Source organism: Mucilaginibacter pallidiroseus, from assembly GCF_007846085.1.
In the GTDB taxonomy this organism is placed as follows: Bacteria; Bacteroidota; Bacteroidia; order Sphingobacteriales; family Sphingobacteriaceae; genus Mucilaginibacter; species Mucilaginibacter pallidiroseus.
Map to the genome: position 1 here is coordinate 466,779 of NZ_VOEJ01000003.1, position 19,784 is coordinate 486,562.

Below are 19,784 nucleotides of genomic sequence, written 5' to 3' on the forward strand. Positions count from 1 at the left end.
GTTGCAAATTTATATTAATAAACCGTTGGTGCCTAATTCAATTACTGTTTTTTGGGTTTGCTTATCAAATTAATAAACAAGCGGTATGCACCCGGCACACCGGCAGGCAACTGGCGAAAAAATGCCAGCGACGTATACACGTATCTGCCCTTCCCATAATCGGCAACTATCAATGAACCATTCTTAGCGCTTTCGCCGGGGTCGTTCATCTCAAGTGGTGTGCTATACTTAGGTTCGATACCGGTTACAAAGTAAAGGCCACGCTCCTGCACCCAACCTTTAAAGTCGTCCTGGGTAATTTTGTTTGGATAATTTAATAACGGGTTTTGGGCATCAGTAATTTTTACGGCTGCTGTTTCATCGGTAACGCGCTCATTAACCGGCCGAAACGGATACGGACCTAATTGCTGCGTTACCAGGCCGCTTGGGTTGTTGTATTGTACAACCAGGTTACCGCCATTTTTTACATAGTCCAACAGTTTCGGCTGCTCATAAGCAAGGCGTTCGTTCACATTGTATGCGCGCACACCAACAATAATAGCGTCGTAACCGCTAAGGTCGGTATTGATGATTTCATTTTCGCTTAGCGGATGCACATCGTATCCTACTTCCCTCAACGATTCCGGTATCAGATCTCCGGCACCCTGGATATAACCTATCTTTTTACCGGCGGTTTTAAGGTCGATATTTACCAATTTTGCCTGTGCCGGCGGGAACAGAGTGATGTTAGGGATATGCTCATACTTGATATTAAGCACCCCTAATGATGATTGCTCCCCGTTTGCTGTAACCACCGCTTCCAGCACATTGGTGTTTGATTTATTGTCAACCGGCGATACCGAAAAATTTACTATCCACTCGTCGCCTTTTTGTTTATCACTAAAATCGATCTTTTCCGGGCTTATTTTCCAGCCGCTAACAGGTTTAAGGCTGATGCTGCCGCTGGCGTTGGTGTAGCTTTTAAGTTTTACCTGTACCGTTTGTGGTTCAGTAGAGTTATATACGTAAGTTTTCTCAGCAATATTAGCTGTAACCGCAGGGGCAATAACCAATGGCTGATATATCTCGCCACGGGCCGGGTCAACGTATTTAAACACAACGTTACGGGTGTAATTAATTGCTATACCGTTTATCTTAAAATGATAAATTACAGCAGGCGCATCCGGATTTTCGGGATTGCCGATTTTAAACTCGTCGGCTATGCTGTAGGAGCCTATACCATGAGGTGCCTCGAGCCAATATGGGTTGGAAACCTTTTGCGCAGGTATAGTAATATTGTTAGTTTGTAATTGGCCTATTTGCAAACTGCTTGTTGCGATGTCCTGTTTTTCACTGCCTATATCTATACTATTTAGCGCTACTGGAATGTTAGCAAATTTTATTGCTTGCGCTTTAATGTTCATAGAATTACCCACTGCATAACTCGGCTGATCGGCGTAGGCTTCGAACCATAATCCTGCACAAGCAGCGATCAGGTCTTTTAATTCTTTTGTTTTCTGCTGATGCCAATAGTCGTAGTCGGCAACGGCTACTTCGCCAACGCGTACGGTTTGCATGGCTTTATCGGTGCCTATGGTTTGGTCAACCTTGCCAAGTAAATCAACAAGTGCAGGTACCGAAGCCTCAGGGGCATCGCTGTTAAATGCTTTGGTTATGGCAGCTACCTGTGTGCCTATAGCCGCGCCAACAGGTATACGGCTCCAGGTTGTGTTTACACCATCCATTAAATCCGTTTTGGGTGCCTCACCTAAAATGGTCTTGAAGTATTCGAACGCATCGCCACGTTGCCTGGCCGAGCCAAAGCCCTGCGATTTATGATTGCTGCGACTCTCGGCAGCAATTTCGCCGTAGCCTTTGCCCAGGGTTGGGTTGTATGTGCCAATATTAAGTTTAAACTGATCTGCCGAGATGGCATTAACCGAGCCAAAGTTAAATGTGTTCCACAATAACCTTTTGGCCTGCCATACTTTTACATATTGTAATTGTTCCGGGTAGCGTTTTGGGTCGGCGGCGGCGCTAAATGCTTCCTGCGCTAAAATGGCCGATGCGGTGTGGTTACCGTGGCCGCCCTCGCCCGTTGTAGGGAAACGGCAAATCATCACATCGGGCCTAAACTTTCGGATAACCCAGACCATATCGCCCAATACTTTATCCTTATCCCAAAATTTTAAGGTTTCTTCCGGGTTTTTACTGAAACCAAAATCATTTGCACGGCTAAAAAATTGTTCGGCGCCGTCTACCCTTCGGGCCGCTAAAAGCTCTTGTGTACGTATCAGCCCAAGCAATTCGCTTTGCTCTTTACCTATCAGGTTCTGCCCACCGTCGCCACGTGTTAATGACAGGTACCCGGTGCGGTAATGTTTCTCCTGCGCAAGGTAGGCCAGCAGGCGGGTGTTCTCATCGTCAGGGTGGGCGGCGATGTAAAGTACACTACCCAACACGTCCAATTTCTTTAAATTCTGACGAATGGTAGCTAAATCGGCGGGGGGCGCTGTTTGTGCAAATAGTGTTTTTGCTGCTGCAAATAAAAAAAGTAGCAGGGGCAGTATACGCTTCATGAAACAAATATATCGCTATGATGTATTTGTACAATATACACCAAGTAATAAAATGGTCATTATCATTTAAATGTGTTAGCTAAACTCACTTTGTCTGACCATTTTTTAGATATCGTCAATAGTATGACAATCCAATAACAATAAGCTGTTTTTCTAATCAATCGTTTGATTAACTTTGTGCCCGACAAAAAGCAATGGAAAAAGAAAAAACTGATAAGAAAGACCATATCCTTGACGTGGCTGAAAAAGTTTTTGCTGAGTTGGGATATGATGGCGCATCAACCCGTGTAATATCCGGAGAAGCGGGTGTAAACATGGCCATGCTCAACTATTACTTTGGATCGAAAGAAGGTGTTTTCCTGGCCATTTTTGAACGCAGGATTGCATCTTTCCAGTCTACCTTATTAGGTATAGGTGCTGATGAAAGTAAAGACTCGTGGGAAAAGCTGAATAAATATGTGGAAAGTTATGTTGACCGTGTGATTAACAACAACTGTTTTCATGTAATGCTTAACCGCGAAATTTCCAAGTCAAAAAAAACAGACCTCACCGATAAGATTACGGATATCATCATGAAAAATGTAGCTGTTTTTCAACAAATTATAGCAGAAGGTATAGCAAGCGGCCAGTTTAACAATGACGTTGACGAAGCTTTATTAACGGCTACACTGTTTGGCACAAAAAACTATATGGTTAACACGCACCATATATCGAGCCGTGTAATAGGTTATGATGTAATGGATAGGAAAAACCAGGACGAACTACTTAAACCGCGCTTAAAAACCTATCTGAAAAAACTTTTAAAAGCTTATCTACAACCAGAAAATGACAACAATAATTAATAGCCCCTTGAAAACTTACCTAAACAGTAAAGCTGTTAGGGTGACGGGTAGTTTTGCCATGCTTTTAATGGCACTGCTATTTACAGCTCACCCTGCATCGGCCCAGGAAAAAACGCTTACCCTGCAAGAAGCCATACAACTTGGCCTCGATAACAGTAAGGTGTTAAAACTTTCACAATCAAAAATTGATCAGGCGGTATCACGCTACGAGCAAGCTAAAGACCGCTCGTTGCCTACAGCCAGCGCCAGTTTTGGCTACAACCGCGCTCAGATTCCCGCCAACGAGCTTAGGCTTGGCCAGGAAAGCATTAACCTGCCAACAAGCGCCAATGCTTACTTAGGCACACTATCTATAACCCAGCCGATTTTTGAAGGTGGTAAATTGCGTTACGCCCGCGAATCGACCAACTTGCTTACGCAGGTTGCCCGAATGGATGCTATAAGCGATAAAGACCAGATCACCTTTAACATCATCAATGCTTACTATAACCTTTATAAAGTTTTACAAAGCAAAAAGGTGGTTGAGCAAAACCTTGCCACTATTGATGTACAAATAAAACAATCGCAACGCTTTTTTGACCAGGGTTTGGTTACCAAAAATGACGTGTTGCGTTTTCAACTGCAACGCTCAAACATCGAGCTTAACGGTATCGACCTGGAAAGCAACCGCAAGATCATCAACTACAACATGAACATTTTGCTGGGCCTGCCCGAGAGTACCGAGCTTAATATTGCCCAGATTAATGAAGTGATACCTACGCTTGAGCCATTGGCTGCTTACCTGGATTCGGCTGCAGCTCATCGCCCGGAATTAAAATCGCTTGATTTACGTGGTGAGGTTGCCGAAACTAATATTAAAAGCATTAAAGCTAACCTGTCGCCAACATTGGCATTTGCAGGTAGCGCTTACTACGTGGGCATATCTGGCAACCCAATACCAAAAACTGGTAATTACATTACGCCAATATCATTAGGCCTTACCCTTGGCTGGAACTTTGGTAACCTTTGGACCAACAAGAACAAAGTAACAGAGGCACGTTTACAGCGTGAGGAGGTAACCATAAACAAAGGTATAACGGTTGATAATATTAAAAACGAAGTTAACCAAAGCTACCAAAATTACAAGGCAGCTGTAAACAGGATTAACCTGCTGCAAACTTCAATTAACCAGGCCAACGAGAACAACCGTATCCTGGAAAATAAATACCGCAGCAATATATCAACCGCTACAGACCGTGCCGATGCACAAACCTTGCTTTACCAGGCCGAAATTAACCTTGAGCTGGCAAAAGCAGATGCAGGACTCGCATATTATACCCTATTAAAATCAACAGGAAAACTTAACAAATAATTACAATTATATAAAGCAATGGCACAGCAAGAAAACGAAGCCCCAAAAAAGAAAAGCAAAGTACTCCCGATTATATTAGGAGTGATCTTGATTGGCGGGATAATATTTGGTATTAAGGAATATATATACTTTAGCCATCACGTTGATACGGATGATGCGCAGATTGATGGCGATATAAGCCCGGTGGTAGCACGCGTTGGCGGTTATGTAGACTCGATCTTTTTTGAGGAGAATACCCATGTCAATAAAGACCAGTTATTGGTTAAGATTGACGATCATGACTTAAAGATACGCCTTGAACAGGCCCAGGCGGCACAGGTTGGTGCAAGTGCAGGTATTAACGTAGGCCAATCACAAATTTCTACAACAGCTGCTAACTCATCAAGCGCTAAGGCGGAAGTTGCATCAGCAAAAGCCCGTTTGGATAAAGTACGTAAAGATTATGCTCGTTATGCTAACCTTGTGCAGGATGGATCTGTTACCCGCCAAGCGTTTGACCAGGCAAAGGCCGATTTGGAAGTTGCGCAGGCCAACTACACTGCAGCGCAAGATCAATACAAAGCAGCTTTACAACAAGTAGCAACAAGCCGCAGCCAGTTAAAGGTAACAAACACCGGTGTAAACCAACGCCAGGTTGATATTGACTATGCAAAGCTGCAGCTATCATACAGCAACATTAAATCGCCTGCAAGTGGCTTGGCATCTAAAAAGAATGTGCAGGTTGGTCAGTTGGTACAGGCTGGGCAAACACTTTTCTCGGTTGTGAATGATAACAGCATTTACATCACTGCCAACTTTAAAGAGACCCAGTTGGATAAGATAAAGAACGGACTTAAGGTTGACGTGGATGTTGACGCTTATCCTGATATGAAAATTGAGGGTACGGTTTATAACTTTTCGCCTGCAACCGGCGCGAAATTCTCATTACTGCCACCAGATAACGCTACCGGTAACTTTGTGAAAGTAGTACAACGTATTCCTGTTAAAATAAAAATTACAGGTAGCAAAGAAGATATCGCGAAACTACGCCCTGGTATGAGCGTAAATGTTTCGGTAATTACTAAATAAAAAAATCATGGCTGAAACAGGCTTTAAAAAGTGGATAATTACCATCACGGTAATCATGGCGTCGCTCCTGGAGCTGATCGACACGACTATCGTGAACGTGGCTATCCCGCACATACAAGGTAACCTGGGTGCCACCCTTGAAGATATAGCCTGGGTGGTTACAGGTTATGCCGTGGCAAACGTTATTATCCTGCCCATGTCGGGCTGGTTGGGCGGGCGCTTTGGCCGTAAAAATTACTTCCTTACATCTATCATTGTATTTACCATAGCCTCGTTCCTTTGCGGTAATGCAACCTCGCTTGATGAGCTTGTGATATTCCGTATTCTGCAGGGTATTGCAGGTGGTGGCTTGATATCAACAGGGCAAACCATCCTGATCGAGACCTGGCCGCGCGAGCAAATTGGTACGGCAACTGCTTTGTTTGGTTTAGGTGCTGTAGTAGGCCCAACAGTAGGCCCAACCATTGGCGGCTGGATAACCGAAAACTACTCATGGCCCTGGATATTTTATGTAAACCTACCGGTAGGCGCGCTTGCTGCTTTCCTTACCTACACGTTTATAAATGAAACGCCCAAGGATACCAAAAAGCCGATTGACTGGTGGGGTATTGGCTTGCTTGCCCTGGCGGTAGGCAGTTTACAAACCATCCTTGAAAAAGGTGAGTCGGAAGACTGGTTTGCTAAAACTTACATCATTGTGTTAACAGTAACTGCCGTTTTAGGAACGCTATTATTCATTTGGCGCGAGTTGAGTACCGATCACCCTATTGTGAACTTCAGCATTATGCGGCACCGGAGCTTTTCGGTGGGTATGTTTACATCCTTTATACTCGGTTTCGGGTTGTATGGATCGGTGTTCGTGTTCCCGGTGTTCTGCCAAAACTTATTAGGGTTTAACGCCCAGCAAACGGGCGAGCTATTGTTCCCGGGTGGTGTTTGTACCATTGTGATGATGCCCTTTATAGGCAAAATGCTTAACAAAGGTGTACCAGCGCAATTTATGGCTACGGGTGGTATGTTCTTATTCTTTGTATTTACCTGGATGCTGAGCAACTCTACCCTTGCCACCGGTGAGAGGGATGTGTTGATACCATTGCTTATTCGTGGTGTGGGTATGGCGCTATTATTCGTTCCGTTAACAACGTTAGCGATGGCCGATCTGAAAGGCCCTGAAATTGGCCAGGGGTCGGGTTTGAACAACATGATGAGGCAACTGGGCGGATCGTTCGGTATTGCCGCGCTGACAACTATTATACACATCCGCCAGGGCTTTCACCGCAGTGTGCTGATAGAACATGTTAACCCATATAACAATGCTTTTAACGACAGGCTTAATATGCTTACCCATGCATTTATGGCCAAAGGTAAATCGATGCTTGATGCAACCCACATGGCATATGCAGCCATTGAGGGTACTGTAATAAGGCAAACCATGTTGCTTACCTATGATGACGCATACTGGATCTCTGGCCTGGTAATGCTTTTCTCGATACCGCTGCTTTACCTGCAGCCGTTTAAAAAGCTGAAGGCCGTTGCCGATGCTCACTAAAAAATAAAACCCATTCTGTTCTCGCAACAGAATGGGTTTACCCAAAAAAATCAACAATTAAATTCTTAAACGCCCCCTGTAAGGACATTATACTTTGAAGCAGCTATAAGGTTTCAGGGGGTTTTATTAATCTAAAGCACTAAATTTAGCGGTTTTTGAGGGAGAATGCCAAATTTTATTTTACAAAATTTTGCACATAGCGAAAATATTTTTTGGAATTAGAAAATTACTTTACCCGTTGCGGTAACTAATGATGCAATTCTTACCGCATCAAATATCCTTTCCTCGGTAGTTCCAAGCTTAATCAGCGAATCCTCGTGTGCATTTACGCACATCTCGCAACCGTTAACAGCTGATATAGCAAGGCTCATCAATTCAAAAAATTCTTTCCCGGTTACAGGTTTCATCATCAACTGCATGCGTATGCGGGCCGGTATTTGTGTGTACTTTTCCTTTTGCGTAAAATGGCGGAAACGGTAAAACACATTGTTTGATGCTAGTAACGATGCGCAGCCAACAGCCTCGGCTATGTCAGCATCTGTAGCGTCGGCCTCTTTTGCCTTTGCTATATAAAAGTTAATGAGTGCTGTATTATTATTGTTTACAGCAGTGCTTAGTCCAAGCAAGGCGCATTCTTTAGCGTTAATGTGCTCTGACGTAAGCGTGCTGGTAAAGTTTAATTTAAGGTCGCGCAGGTAGCGTGATTCGCCTGTTTCCAAAAGCGTTAGGCTGGCGTTGCGGTATGCGGTATCAAGGCCTACTGTTTGTAAAAGCTCTTGTATGGTTTCTGTACTTTCAGTCATGTTTTAAATAAATGATAGTTGAATTTGATGGTAAAAAATTAACCACAAGGATTTCACAAAGTTTACAAAGCGGAATGGCGCAATTATGCAATTATCCGTTTTGCTGTAGCCCTGTGTTCTTTGTGGTTAATCAAATAAACCCTTACGGGTAAAATTATACAGTTAAAGTTTCCTGGCCTTTTTCCCAGTTGCAAGGGCAAAGCTCGTCAGTTTGTAAACCATCCAGTACACGCAAAACTTCTTTAACGTTACGGCCAACGTTAAGGTCATTTACACATACCCAACGAATGATGCCTTGTGGGTCGATAATGAAAGTAGCACGGTAAGCAACTTTTTCATTTTCTTCAAGAATACCAAGATCTTCAGCTAATGTTTTTGAAGTATCAGCAAGCATCGGGAACTTAAGGTCGCGCAGGTCATCATGGTGTGTTCTCCATGCAGCGTGTACGAATTCAGAGTCGGTTGAAGCACCGATCAGGCGGGTTTCGCGGTCGCGGAATTCACCAAAGTTTTTGTTGAACTCAGCAATCTCGGTAGGGCAAACAAAAGTAAAGTCTTTTGGCCACCAGAACATTACGGTCCACACGTTGTCTTCGTTTACCAGGTAGTCTGAAGTTATGGTTTCAAACTCTTTACCTTTTTCAAGGCTAACAACTGCGGTTTTAGAAAATTGAGGAAATTTTTGTCCTATCGTTAACATAATGCTTGTTTTGTTAAAATTTATGCAACAAATATAGCTTTAATTAACGGCAGAGCACCATTGTAAATATTGATAGGGTATAGACAAAAGCTATTTATTCTGTCAAAGATATTATTAGGAGCTATTTAAATTAGGGCGGCTACAAATTATTGCAGTCGCCCTAATTATTTTTATAAGATAAACTTCGTACTTAAAAAATTGGAATCGTTATCATTCACAATTTCATTGATGAGTGTTTTGTTTTGCTCATTTAATTTACCTGCTACCAAAGAGCGGAGCGAGAATGCACGCAAAGCGTCATGAACTGACAGGGTACCTTCTGCACTATCTTTACGGCCGGTGAACGGGAAAACATCCGGCCCGCGCTGGCACTGTGTATTGATGTTTACACGGCTTACAAGGTTCACAAAAGGGTCTATCAGTGATGACACCTCTTTAGCATCGTTACTAAAAATACTCACCTGCATACCATGCGGAGAATTGATTTGGTAAGCTATCGGCTCCTCTATCGACTCGTACGGAACCACAGGAATTACAGGCCCGAACTGTTCCTCGTGATAAAGTCTCATTCCCTCGTTTACAGGATAAACCACCGCCGGGAAAACAAATGAACCAGAGGTGATACCTCCATGCGGATTTATCACTTTGGCACCGCCTGCTGCAGCGTCATCAATAACTTCCTTCAAATAATCAGGCTTGTGTGGCTCGGGTAGCGGGGTGAGTTTTACGCCGTCCGTCCACGGCAGCCCGGGTTTCAGCGCTTCAACTGCTGCGCTTAGCTGCCTGGTGAATTCTTCGGCAACGTCTTTATGTACAAATATGATTTTGATGGCCGTACAACGCTGCCCGTTAAAAGATAATGCACCCAATAAACACTCGCTTACTGCAAGCCCGATATCAGCATGCTTAGTAACTATGGCGGCATTTTTTGCGTCCAGGCTTAAAACAGCGCGTAGGCGGTTTACCTTCGGGTGGCGTTTTTTAAGGTCATTTGCTACTTTGCTGCTGCCAATAAATGCCAGCACGTTTATTTTACCGGTAGCCATAAGACCGGGCGTTACTACTGCCCCACGGCCATAAACGGTATTGACCACACCTTTTGGAAAAGCGTCTTTAAATGCTTCCAGCAAAGGGTAGTGTAAAAGCGTACCGTGTTTAGGTGGTTTAAAAAGCACCGTGTTGCCCATTATCAAGGCCGGTATCAGTGTGGTAAAGGTTTCGTTAAGCGGGTAGTTGAATGGCCCCATGCAAAGCACCACCCCAAGCGGCGAGCGGCGAATTTGGGCAACAAGCCCCTCGGCCATTTCAAACCTTGATGATTGCCTGTCGATATCCTTAAGCGCATCAATGGTTGCATTAATGTACTCGATAGTGCGGTCAAACTCCTTTATCGAGTCGGCGTATGATTTGCCTATTTCCCACATCAGCAGTTTTACAACAAGCGTGCGCTGTTCGCTCATTTTGTAAACAAACCGCTCCATGCATTTAATGCGGCCGGCTACGCTCATGGTTGGCCACTCGCCACGGCCGTTGTCATAAGCCTGCAGCGCAGCTTCCATGGCTTCGGTTGCTTCCGTTTCGGTACATACGGGGTAGGTGCCAATCAACTTGCGTTGCAAGCTGCCATCTGCGGCAGGTATCATAACAGGCGAGTATACCTCGCTTACCTCGCCATTCCAGGGTCGCATTTCGCCATTTACCAGGTATTCGCGCTGATGGATCTCATCCACCCGGTGTTGCTCGGGTATTTGGTCCTCCGTAACGAACATGGCCTGCAGCTGTTCTTTAAAGTTTTCCATTTTTAAGGGTCTTAAATTTTAATTTGATTTATGATCCGAACTGTTTAGATGTAGCCTCTAATTTAGCCCGATTACCTTAATTAACCCAAATAATAGTATCATGGTTGCGTATTTTTTATTTGCAAATCACCTGTTGGGTTGTAAAGGTGCCAACACAGCATGTTGAGCACAAAAATTAATTTAAATAAAATAGGGCCGGCTGCTTATGCAACCGGCCCTATTTTGTAAATCAAGTGTTAGCTAAACCTTTTTAATGGTTTCCATTACCGTTTTAAACTCGGGTACTTTATCAAAAGCTTTTACAAGCTGGCCTTTTGCATCGTAAATAGCTACATAAGGTGTTTGTTTAAGCCCGTAATATTTTTGAACAACGTATGAGTAGCCTTCGGTACCTACAGTAAAATTTGGATAGTTTTTAAGGTTATACTTTTCGTAAAAAGGTTTTACCATGCGTATATCAACAAAGGTTACCATAACAACCTCAAACTTTTTAAGCTGATTCATTACGGGTTTCATCTCGTCCATCATGGCGGTACAGTGCCCGCAATCTGGCGAAAAATAAATAAGTATTACCGGTTTGCCTTTTTGCAAATTGGCCGGGGTTGCATAAGTGTTATCAACCTTTTGTATTTTAAACGGGGCAAGTACGGGGGGCGTATTTTGCGCACTGCTACAGGCAGCAAAAATCAGCATGCCCAGCATAAATATCAATCTCTTCATTCTGTTAAGGTCAATTTTTTTCATCTATCAGGCTTCAAGCAATTCAAGCTGCCAGGCTATCTGCTCTTCAGTTATTGGGTATAACGCATTATTGCGTATTGTATGATACACGGCTTCAAATATCTGGTTGTAGTCGCCCTTTAGCGACGGTACCAGTTCCGTGTGCTTTTGGTTATCGATGTCAACTAAAGTTAATACGCCTTCGTTGCCGGCCGGCTCAATGCCGTATTCAGCATCATCGGGCATCATGCCTTTATCTAACTGCGCTTCCTGCACATCGGTACGGTTCTTAACAAAACTGCCTAATGTGCCGTTTACCACGAAACCGGGGTAGTCACCAGCTATTAACAAGCCCGATGTAAGGTACACATTCAATTGATTTGGATATATCAGGTGGAAGTTGAAATAATCGGGCACCTCAGACCCTTCACGGTAAATACCCGTAGTTTTAGTAAAAGATAGCGGTTTGCCGAACAATGCAATGGCATTATCAACAAGGTGGGCGCCCAAATCATAAACAATACCGTTAGCAGGCATTTCTTTCGACTCCTTGAACGACTTTGGACCAATGACAGCTTTATACCTGTCCATCCGGAAAATCACTTCAAAAACATTACCCAGGCGGCCACTTTCAATAACCTGTTTGGTAGCTAAAAAACCACTATCGTAACGGCGGTTTTGGTAAAGCATAACATGCTTGTTCAACCTGCGGGCCGTATCAAACAAAAGCTTTACATCTGCAACGGTAGCAGCAGCCGGTTTTTCCAGCAATACGTGTTTGCCAGCCTCCATAGCACGCAGGGCATATTCAAGGTGAGTATTGTTTGGCGTGTTAACAATAATCAGCTCAATCTCTTCGTCGTTCAGCAAATCTTCAACTGCATCATAGCTTATAATGTCCGGATAGGTCTCGGCAGCCTTTTTCTTGCTGCGCTCTACAACCGCTTTTAATTTGAAACCCGGATGGGTGTGTATAAAGGGGGCGTGAAATATCCTGCCCGACATTCCGTAGGCCATTAAGCCTGTTACAATGGTAGATGACATACCGGTAAATTTATATATTAATAATTAGCAACCCAATTTAAAACGGCACAAAAAAAGGGACAGGCAAGCGCCTGTCCCTTTTTTAATTATTTAAGCCTTAAGCTTATTTCATTGATTTTTGGATAGCTTCAATTTTAGCTAAGTGTGCTTTAACTGTAGGCAAAGTTTTGGTGGCAAAGGCCATCAAGTCCGCATCTTTACAGTTTTTTGAAGCATCTTCTAACATTGATGCTACTTTTTTGTGACCGTCAACCATTGCATCAACGTAGGCTTTGTCAAAATCTTTACCTGTTTTTGCGCCAAGGTCAGTAAGCATTTTTTGGTGCTCTTCATCTGGTGCTACCGGTAAAGTGATATTTTTGGTTTTAGCAATCGCCATTAATTCTTCGTTTGCTTTTGTATGGTCTGATGCCATCATTTCACCAAACTCTTTTACAGCCGGGGTTACTGCTTTTTCGGCAGCTAATTTGCCGGCAGCAACTTCTGCCATACCTGCGTTAGCAGCATCAGTAGCAAATTTTGCATCGTTAGCATCAACAGCAATACCTGTTGAACCGTCTGTAGTAGTGTCTTTAACAGCGTTTACGCTATCTGCGGTTTCTTTGCTGTCTTTTGCTTCGTTATTACATGCCTGGAATGATAGGGCTGCAAGAGCAATCATTGCAGCTAAACTTAATTTTTTCATGTTAGATGTTTTTTTGGTTTTTAAGTTAATGCTTAACAGCAACGATATCATAATGTTTTTAAGTGGTTACGGTTTGTTACGTTTGGTAAAATTGACGCCGTTATTGTTATACCTTAAAGTTTTGTTATTTTTGAGCAACTAAAAAAACAGATATGAATTTTCCTGCTGAACTAAAATATACAAGCGACCACGAATGGATACGTGTTGAAGGCGATGTAGCTTATATTGGTATTACTGAATTTGCCCAGGGCGAACTTGGCGACATTGTTTACATCGACATTAATACAGTGGGGCAGGAAGTTGCTAAAGAAACTGTATTTGGCACTGTAGAAGCAGTTAAAACCGTATCAGATTTATTTATGCCGGTTGATGGTACTGTACTTGAGGTTAATCCTAAATTGGACAGCCAGCCGGAACTTGTAAACAGCGACCCATACGGCGATGGCTGGATGGTTAAAATTAGCCTTGCCAATGCTGCCGACGCAGATAACCTTTTAACTGCCGATGCGTATAAAGGCGTGATTGGCGTATAGTTAAATGATTCAAAAAATTAAATATTACAGGCCCGCTATTTTGTGGGCCTTATTTATTTTAGTGATATGTAACCTGCCCCTGGGCGGCATTGACAAATCGCCACGTTTTTTTCCGGGCTTTGATAAACTGGTGCATTGCGGCTTGTTTGCTGTACTGGCTGTATTGTACTCGTTGGGTAGTATAATGCGCTGGAACACCCGTACTGTACGTATAGAGATAGCTGTTAAAAATACCATAGTGCTTATTAGTTACGGGGCGCTTATAGAATGGTTGCAAACCTACGTTTTTACCTGGCGCAGCGGCGACTGGAACGATTTGTTTGCTGATACGATTGGCGCTTGCCTGGGCATGTTTAGTGTGTTGGTTACTGCTTATGCTTTAAATCATGAAAAGAAGTAAATTATTAATACTCGTTGCAGCCATTACCGTATTTGCATCATCATGCGGCATTTTTAAAAAGGACTGCAATTGCCCGCACTTCGGCAAAATCAAGGTTGATGCTCCAGCCGGCCACAGGGCGTAATTATCATAGTATAGTACTTTTGTGGTTAATAATCCATTAGCCAACCCTCGCTATTTGGATTTATTTTAAATAAGACTACCTTTGTGGTCTAATTTAAGCAAATGACACTTTCGCAACTTGAAGTAGGGGAAACTGGGATAGTAAAGGAATTTACTGATCTGGAAATGTCTGTTAAGTTGATGGAGATGGGCTGTCTGCCCGGCGAACAGGTTAGGGTTTGCCGTATAGCACCGCTCGGAGATCCGATTGCCATACAGGTATCCGGATACCAGCTCAGTTTGCGTAAGTTTGAAGCTTCGACCATAATTTTGCAGTAATTTCATTGAAACCTGATATCAGAGTAGCACTTGTAGGCAATCCTAACACCGGTAAATCGACATTATTTAATGCCCTAACCGGCTTAAACCAAAAAGTTGGAAACTTTCCGGGTGTTACTGTTGATAAGAAAACTGGGATAGCCCAATTACCTGATGGCCGCCGTGCCGAAATCATTGATCTTCCTGGCACCTACAGCTTATACCCGAAAAGTAAAGACGAATCTATCGTGTTTTCGGTATTAGCTGAAAAAGGTTCAGCGCTTACGCCCGATCTTATTGTTATTATTATAGATGCTACCAATCTAAAGCGTAACCTGCTTTTGTACACACAGGTAGCTGATTTAAAAATCCCGGTTGTTATTGCTTTAAATATGATGGATATGGCTGCAAAGGCCAACATCAGTATTGACATTGATTTATTGTCGAGACGTCTTGGGGTGCCTGTTGTACCTGTATCCGCCCGAAAGGTTGAAGGTATTGACGATTTAAAGAAAGTTATTTCGTTTGCCAACAAGCACGCAATGCAAGTAGATTCTATCGATGTGCATGCTATAGCTCCGGCTTTAATAGCCGACATCAGTAATGAGGTGGAGGTTGAAAGCCCATACTACGCCCTTCAACTTGCCCATCAGCATGAATATCTTAATTTTTTAACGCCGGCACAAAGCGATAAGATAGAGGAACTTGAAAAAAAACACAGCTTCCATTCGCAAAAGGCACAGGCGGCAGAAACTATTGCGCGTTATAATTATATAAACGATGTTTTATATGATACAGTGCAAACGCCGGAGACCGCGCACGAAGAAAGCGTGAGTAATAAGATCGACCATATCCTGACACACCGTGTATTTGGGTTTGTAATATTTATGGCTGTATTGCTGTTTATGTTTCAATCGATATTTGCATGGTCGGAGTACCCGATGTCGCTGATCGAGGATGGGTTTGTTTGGGCCGAGGGTTTACTGCGCGGCGTTTTACCTGCCGGTCCATTGGCCGATTTGCTTATCGACGGTGTAGTAGCGGGTTTAAGCGGTGTGCTTGTGTTTATCCCGCAAATAGCTATTTTATTTGCTTTTATATCGATACTTGAAGATACGGGCTATATGTCGCGCGTTACGTTTATGATGGATAAGATCATGCGTAAGGTAGGTCTCAATGGTAAATCGGTAGTACCATTGATAGGCGGGTTTGCCTGCGCTGTACCATCTATTATGAGTACCCGCACCATTGAGAACTGGAAAGACCGTATGATAACCATTATGGTTACGCCATTGGTGGCCTGTTCGGCACGTTTACCGGTTTATACTTTATTAATTGCATTGGTAGTACCTAACAAAAATGTTTGGTGGATATTTAACCTGCAGGGCCTTGCGCTTACCGGTATGTATGTGTTAAGCCTTGTATCGGCAGTTATTGTAGCCTTTGTGATGAAGTTTATACTTAAAGCACGCGAGCGTGGCTACTTTATAATGGAGCTGCCCGTTTACCGTATGCCAAGGTGGAACAACGTTTTATTCTCGATGTACGAGCGTTCAAAAGCTTTTGTTGTGCAGGCTGGTAAAGTAATTATTGCGGTATCAATTATTCTTTGGGTACTGTCATCATACGGACCGGGTAACCGTTTCGAAAACATCAAGAAAAAATACAGCCAGCCGCAGTACACGCAAAAGTTGCCGCAGGCAGATCTGGACAGATTGATATCATCCGAAAAACTGGAAAATTCATACGCAGGTGTTTTAGGCCACAGTATCGAGCCTGTTATAAAGCCACTTGGCTACGATTGGAAAATAGGCATAGCCCTTATTACATCTTTTGCTGCCCGCGAGGTATTTGTGGGTACCATGGCTACAATCTACAGCGTGGAAGGTGATGCCGATAACATTACATCTGTGCAGGATAAAATGCGGAGCGCAAAAACGCCGGAAGGCAAACCAGTATTTACACTGGCGGTTGCATTCTCGCTTATGATGTTTTACGCTTTCGCCATGCAATGCGCCAGCACTGTTGCCGTAGTTTACCGTGAAACCAAAAACTGGCGCTGGCCAGCCGCTCAATTAGTCTACATGACATTGTTGGCCTACGGAGCAGCTTTGCTGACCTACAATCTCTTGAAGTAAGCTTTTGAGCTGAAGGGTGAAAGCAGACGACGTTTGAACTTACCGAAGCATTTGTCAAGAGGTTAAAACCCATCTTCTAATTCTGTAATGACAAGGGATGGGTCACTCGTAGCATATCTTATTCTTACACTGTCATTCTTCCCCAAGTGTCGCGGATTGTTACTCCAACCTCCGATGTATTCATACTCTTTTCCTTTTACAACGTATTTTATATGAATCGACTTGCCCTTATAGTAAAATATCAAAGTAATAACGCCATTGGTATAAACGCAACCGTTATTAACTGCTTTAAGCCGGACTGTATTTTCTTGGTCTGATGTCTTACCTAACCAGTAAAGGCCACTAATTATTATCGCTGTAATTACTAATAAAGTAACTAGCGCATCTTTTTTTTCCTGCTTGCTCAGGGGCCTTTTCTGTTCAGGTTTCTTTTTTATCATTGACACGAAAGTAATAATTGCGTCCATACTTACTTCCAATTTAGCTTCTACCTTCTTTCCTTTTTGCTAGAAAAGCTTTCAGCCTTAGTCTTTACGCTTTTAGCTGAATACAGCTTTCTTCCGCAAAACGCTTATCTTTGAATAGAGGTAAAAATTGGATAAAGTAAAAATATTAGAAAAGTATCTACCGCCGGATGCGGCTCCACTTATAGGCCGCTGGATAGATTATTTTAAATGTGAATTCAAGATCTCGCGTAACCGCAACAGTAAATTTGGCGATTACCGCGCACCTTATCAAGGCAAGGGGCACCGCATATCGGTAAATTACGATCTTAACCCTTACGCTTTCCTGGTAACTACGGTACATGAGTTTGCGCACCTGCATACCTGGAACGAGTACCAGCTTAAAGCCAAGCCGCACGGCACCGAGTGGAAAAATAATTTTAAGAAAATGATGCAGCCTTTTTTTGAAAAGGACGTTTTCCCTGCGGATATCAAGCAAGCTATAACAAGCTATTTAAACAACCCGGCAGCTTCGAGCTGCTCGGACCTTACGCTATACCGATCGCTACGTAAGTATGATGCACCCAAGGAGAATATAGTTACCGTTGAGAAACTGCCGCTAAAAACCGTTTTCAAATTAAAGGATGGCCGGGTTTTTCGCAAAGAAGAAAAGCTACGCAAGCGATATCGTTGTACCGAATTAGCAACCAAACGCATTTACCTCTTCAGCCCCGTAGCCGAAGTTGAAGTTATTGAAAATTACAATAAGTGATTAGCCGGCAAGTATCTTACAAGAGGGCTGGCCGCGAAAATATTTTTCCCAAACGCTGTAAAAACAAAGAGGGAAGCTTTCGCCTCCCTCCCGTTAGTTAGTAGTAGTTAGTAGTAAAATTGTAATAGGTCAGTTCAACAAATATTTTATAATTCCTCGTCATGCTGGCTAACGTCTAATCCTGCAAGTTCATCTTCAGCAGTTACACGCAGCGGGCTTATAAGGTCTGTTACTTTCAATAATATAAACGAGCCCACAAAGGCAAATGCCGATACAGCTACCAAAGCAATAAGGTGTTTTACAAATAAGCCTGTTTCGCCATAAAATAGGCCATCTGCACCTAATGAGTTAACGCTCTTGGTTGCAAATACGCCTGTCAAAAGCATACCTACCATACCACCTACACCGTGGCAAGGAAATACGTCCAGCGTATCATCGATATTGGTTTTGCTTCTCCAGATAACAACCAGGTTGCTTACAACGGCTGCTACTATACCAACAATAAGCGAGCTTGATACGGTGATAAAACCGGCAGCTGGCGTTACAGCAACCAAGCCTACAACCGCACCTATACAGGCACCCATTGCCGAAGGTTTTTTACCCCTCAGGATATCAAAGAATATCCATGACATGGCAGCTGCAGCTGATGCAGTAGTGGTGGTAGCTAAAGCAGTAGCCGCTAACTCGCCCGAGCCCAAGGCAGACCCTGCGTTAAAACCAAACCAGCCGAACCAAAGTAAGCCTGTACCTAAAATTACATAGCTGATACGTGCCGGGGTGTGTGCCTCCGGTATTTCGTTACGTTTTTTGAGGAATAAGGCCGAGGCTAACGCCGCCCAACCTGCAGACATGTGTACTACCGTACCGCCGGCAAAGTCAAGTACACCCATTTTAAAGAAGAACCCATCCGGGTGCCATGTAGCGTGAGCCAATGGAATGTATATGATAACGATGAAAAGGGTAATGAAAATAAGGTAAGAGTTAAAACGAATACGCTCTGCAAATGCACCTGTAATTAACGCCGGAGTAATAACAGCGAATTTTAATTGAAACATGGCAAACAGAATCACCGGTATGGTACCACCCAGCCATGCAACGCCGAGTGTATTCTGCATCATAAAGAATGTTTTAGGGTTACCAAGAAAGCCACCACCAATGTCATCACCAAAGGCCATACTAAAGCCAAATACTACCCAAATAATAGTTATCAGTCCCATACAAACAAAGCTTTGCAGCATGGTTGAAATAACATTTTTTTTACGCACCATACCGCCATAAAAGAAGGCAAGTCCGGGAGTCATCAAAAGCACTAATGCAGTGGAAATAAGAATCCATGCAATGTCGGCACCGTTGTAGGTCGTAGCGGGCTTCACTGCCGTAATGTTTCCCGGATATATTAATGCCAGGATAACAACAATGACCAAGATACCAAAGGGTACAACTTTTTTCATGTTTTTAGTTTAAGTGTGGATAACAGGGTTAGTTAATAGTTATTAATTAGTTAGGATTGTTCATTAAATATTATCGCGCAAAGGCATTAAAAAGCACGATCTCCGGCAGCTGTGACGACTGATTGTCTTGCTGCAAAAAATCATGCTTTACATACTTATTATAATTTGTCGCGGTAGTTGCGCTTAAAAATTCGGGTAAAAGCCCGTTTTTTATTCCTGATTTCCTGAAAAACCCATCTATTGTATCCCACCTTGGAAAAAAGAGTAAATAATATGAAGTAATTGACTCGAGGCTGTAGAAAAAACTTAGTATTAAATTAAAAATGGCGTTGTTTTGCGTTGTTAATAAATTAAATGAATCAACTAATCGTTCGTGTTTGAACAATTTTATGGTTGCGTCATTTATTTTATTTAAAATCATATGCTAAAAATATAATTATAAAAGCAATTTGTCAATAAAAATTGAATATTATTGAAAATATATCAGATAATTATAATTATACTATTA

Annotated in this window: 19 protein-coding genes; 10 read left to right on the forward strand and 9 right to left on the reverse strand. The window is 42.9% G+C overall.

Annotated features, from left to right (window positions below; genetic code table 11):
* Nucleotides 1-41: 41 nt before the first annotated feature.
* Nucleotides 42-2,558 carry a PIG-L family deacetylase gene (locus tag FPZ43_RS09055; protein WP_146381541.1) on the reverse strand — a complete coding sequence of 839 codons (2,517 nt, stop codon included), beginning with the start codon at nt 2,556-2,558 and terminating at the stop codon, nt 42-44.
* Between the two features lie 194 nt (nt 2,559-2,752).
* Between FPZ43_RS09055 and FPZ43_RS09060 the strand changes: the two genes are divergently transcribed.
* Genes FPZ43_RS09060 through FPZ43_RS09075 form a run of 4 tightly spaced genes read left to right on the forward strand, consistent with a single transcriptional unit; the run spans nt 2,753 to nt 7,368 of the window.
* Entirely contained in the window at nt 2,753-3,400 is a 648-nt protein-coding gene (locus FPZ43_RS09060) for a TetR/AcrR family transcriptional regulator (RefSeq protein ID WP_146381542.1), read from the forward strand.
* Nucleotides 3,384-4,751 (forward strand): TolC family protein, encoded by a 1,368-nt coding sequence (locus FPZ43_RS09065; RefSeq protein ID WP_146381543.1) that lies wholly within the window; start codon nt 3,384-3,386, stop codon nt 4,749-4,751. The genes FPZ43_RS09060 and FPZ43_RS09065 overlap by 17 nt, the downstream gene beginning before the upstream one ends.
* 18 nt (nt 4,752-4,769) lie before the next feature.
* Nucleotides 4,770-5,819, forward strand: a complete 1,050-nt coding sequence (locus tag FPZ43_RS09070; protein ID WP_146381544.1) for an HlyD family secretion protein — start codon at nt 4,770-4,772, stop codon at nt 5,817-5,819.
* Nucleotides 5,820-5,826: 7 nt separating this feature from the next.
* On the forward strand, nt 5,827-7,368 hold the full coding sequence (locus tag FPZ43_RS09075; RefSeq protein ID WP_146381545.1) for a DHA2 family efflux MFS transporter permease subunit: 1,542 nt from the start codon (nt 5,827-5,829) through the stop codon (nt 7,366-7,368).
* Between the two features lie 218 nt (nt 7,369-7,586).
* Here FPZ43_RS09075 and FPZ43_RS09080 read toward each other — a convergent pair whose 3' ends face one another.
* From FPZ43_RS09080 to FPZ43_RS09105, 6 genes are all read right to left on the reverse strand, one after another.
* Nucleotides 7,587-8,171, reverse strand: a complete 585-nt coding sequence (locus FPZ43_RS09080) for a carboxymuconolactone decarboxylase family protein (protein ID WP_146381546.1) — start codon at nt 8,169-8,171, stop codon at nt 7,587-7,589.
* A gap of 154 nt (nt 8,172-8,325) precedes the next feature.
* Complete coding sequence (locus FPZ43_RS09085; protein ID WP_146381547.1) at nt 8,326-8,871, reverse strand: peroxiredoxin; 546 nt, start codon at nt 8,869-8,871, stop codon at nt 8,326-8,328.
* A gap of 170 nt (nt 8,872-9,041) precedes the next feature.
* The gene (locus FPZ43_RS09090) at nt 9,042-10,670 is read right to left on the reverse strand and encodes an NADP-dependent glyceraldehyde-3-phosphate dehydrogenase (protein ID WP_146381548.1); all 1,629 of its coding nucleotides are present in this window, start codon (nt 10,668-10,670) and stop codon (nt 9,042-9,044) included.
* A gap of 240 nt (nt 10,671-10,910) precedes the next feature.
* Nucleotides 10,911-11,390, reverse strand: a complete 480-nt coding sequence (locus FPZ43_RS09095) for a TlpA family protein disulfide reductase (RefSeq protein WP_186461793.1) — start codon at nt 11,388-11,390, stop codon at nt 10,911-10,913.
* A 27-nt stretch (nt 11,391-11,417) separates the two neighbouring features.
* The gene (locus FPZ43_RS09100; protein ID WP_146381550.1) at nt 11,418-12,434 is read right to left on the reverse strand and encodes a Gfo/Idh/MocA family oxidoreductase; all 1,017 of its coding nucleotides are present in this window, start codon (nt 12,432-12,434) and stop codon (nt 11,418-11,420) included.
* Between the two features lie 103 nt (nt 12,435-12,537).
* A complete protein-coding gene (locus tag FPZ43_RS09105) occupies nt 12,538-13,119 on the reverse strand; it encodes a DUF4142 domain-containing protein (protein ID WP_146381551.1) in 582 nt (193 codons plus the stop codon).
* Between the two features lie 152 nt (nt 13,120-13,271).
* Between FPZ43_RS09105 and gcvH the strand changes: the two genes are divergently transcribed.
* The 5 genes from gcvH to feoB all read left to right on the forward strand — a co-directional run bounded on the left by gcvH (nt 13,272) and on the right by feoB (nt 16,610).
* Complete coding sequence (gene gcvH / locus FPZ43_RS09110; protein WP_146381552.1) at nt 13,272-13,652, forward strand: glycine cleavage system protein GcvH; 381 nt, start codon at nt 13,272-13,274, stop codon at nt 13,650-13,652.
* Between the two features lie 4 nt (nt 13,653-13,656).
* Nucleotides 13,657-14,052, forward strand: coding sequence for a VanZ family protein (locus FPZ43_RS09115; RefSeq protein ID WP_146381553.1), 396 nt, complete (start codon nt 13,657-13,659; stop codon nt 14,050-14,052).
* A complete protein-coding gene (locus FPZ43_RS19265; protein WP_186461794.1) occupies nt 14,039-14,176 on the forward strand; it encodes a hypothetical protein in 138 nt (45 codons plus the stop codon). Before FPZ43_RS09115 ends, FPZ43_RS19265 begins: the two co-directional genes overlap by 14 nt.
* 101 nt (nt 14,177-14,277) lie before the next feature.
* On the forward strand, nt 14,278-14,493 hold the full coding sequence (locus FPZ43_RS09120; protein WP_146381554.1) for a FeoA family protein: 216 nt from the start codon (nt 14,278-14,280) through the stop codon (nt 14,491-14,493).
* Nucleotides 14,494-14,498: 5 nt separating this feature from the next.
* Nucleotides 14,499-16,610, forward strand: a complete 2,112-nt coding sequence (gene feoB / locus FPZ43_RS09125) for a ferrous iron transport protein B (protein ID WP_146381555.1) — start codon at nt 14,499-14,501, stop codon at nt 16,608-16,610.
* 62 nt (nt 16,611-16,672) lie between these two features.
* Here the strand turns inward: feoB and FPZ43_RS09130 are convergent, their stop codons facing one another.
* Nucleotides 16,673-17,077: a hypothetical protein gene (locus FPZ43_RS09130; protein WP_186461795.1), complete on the reverse strand. Its 405-nt coding sequence runs from the start codon at nt 17,075-17,077 to the stop codon at nt 16,673-16,675.
* A 127-nt stretch (nt 17,078-17,204) separates the two neighbouring features.
* Between FPZ43_RS09130 and FPZ43_RS09135 the strand changes: the two genes are divergently transcribed.
* A complete protein-coding gene (locus FPZ43_RS09135) occupies nt 17,205-17,825 on the forward strand; it encodes a SprT-like domain-containing protein (RefSeq protein WP_146381557.1) in 621 nt (206 codons plus the stop codon).
* 146 nt (nt 17,826-17,971) lie between these two features.
* On the opposite strand, the gene FPZ43_RS09140 is transcribed toward FPZ43_RS09135, so the two are convergent.
* On the reverse strand, nt 17,972-19,276 hold the full coding sequence (locus FPZ43_RS09140) for an ammonium transporter (RefSeq protein WP_146381558.1): 1,305 nt from the start codon (nt 19,274-19,276) through the stop codon (nt 17,972-17,974).
* Nucleotides 19,277-19,784 lie beyond the last annotated feature (508 nt).

Excerpts from the sequence above, each read along its gene's own strand:
- FPZ43_RS09055 (WP_146381541.1), bottom strand. The coding sequence starts at position 2,558 with ATGAAGCGTATACTGCCCCTGCTACTTTTTTTATTTGCAGCAGCAAAA.
- FPZ43_RS09060 (WP_146381542.1), top strand. The coding sequence starts at position 2,753 with ATGGAAAAAGAAAAAACTGATAAGAAAGACCATATCCTTGACGTGGCT.
- FPZ43_RS09065 (WP_146381543.1), top strand. The coding sequence starts at position 3,384 with ATGACAACAATAATTAATAGCCCCTTGAAAACTTACCTAAACAGTAAA.
- FPZ43_RS09070 (WP_146381544.1), top strand. The coding sequence starts at position 4,770 with ATGGCACAGCAAGAAAACGAAGCCCCAAAAAAGAAAAGCAAAGTACTC.
- FPZ43_RS09075 (WP_146381545.1), top strand. The coding sequence starts at position 5,827 with ATGGCTGAAACAGGCTTTAAAAAGTGGATAATTACCATCACGGTAATC.
- FPZ43_RS09080 (WP_146381546.1), bottom strand. The coding sequence starts at position 8,171 with ATGACTGAAAGTACAGAAACCATACAAGAGCTTTTACAAACAGTAGGC.
- FPZ43_RS09085 (WP_146381547.1), bottom strand. The coding sequence starts at position 8,871 with ATGTTAACGATAGGACAAAAATTTCCTCAATTTTCTAAAACCGCAGTT.
- FPZ43_RS09090 (WP_146381548.1), bottom strand. The coding sequence starts at position 10,670 with ATGGAAAACTTTAAAGAACAGCTGCAGGCCATGTTCGTTACGGAGGAC.
- FPZ43_RS09095 (WP_186461793.1), bottom strand. The coding sequence starts at position 11,390 with ATGAAGAGATTGATATTTATGCTGGGCATGCTGATTTTTGCTGCCTGT.
- FPZ43_RS09100 (WP_146381550.1), bottom strand. The coding sequence starts at position 12,434 with ATGTCATCTACCATTGTAACAGGCTTAATGGCCTACGGAATGTCGGGC.
- FPZ43_RS09105 (WP_146381551.1), bottom strand. The coding sequence starts at position 13,119 with ATGAAAAAATTAAGTTTAGCTGCAATGATTGCTCTTGCAGCCCTATCA.
- gcvH (WP_146381552.1), top strand. The coding sequence starts at position 13,272 with ATGAATTTTCCTGCTGAACTAAAATATACAAGCGACCACGAATGGATA.
- FPZ43_RS09115 (WP_146381553.1), top strand. The coding sequence starts at position 13,657 with ATGATTCAAAAAATTAAATATTACAGGCCCGCTATTTTGTGGGCCTTA.
- FPZ43_RS19265 (WP_186461794.1), top strand. The coding sequence starts at position 14,039 with ATGAAAAGAAGTAAATTATTAATACTCGTTGCAGCCATTACCGTATTT.
- FPZ43_RS09120 (WP_146381554.1), top strand. The coding sequence starts at position 14,278 with ATGACACTTTCGCAACTTGAAGTAGGGGAAACTGGGATAGTAAAGGAA.
- FPZ43_RS09130 (WP_186461795.1), bottom strand. The coding sequence starts at position 17,077 with ATGGACGCAATTATTACTTTCGTGTCAATGATAAAAAAGAAACCTGAA.
- FPZ43_RS09140 (WP_146381558.1), bottom strand. The coding sequence starts at position 19,276 with ATGAAAAAAGTTGTACCCTTTGGTATCTTGGTCATTGTTGTTATCCTG.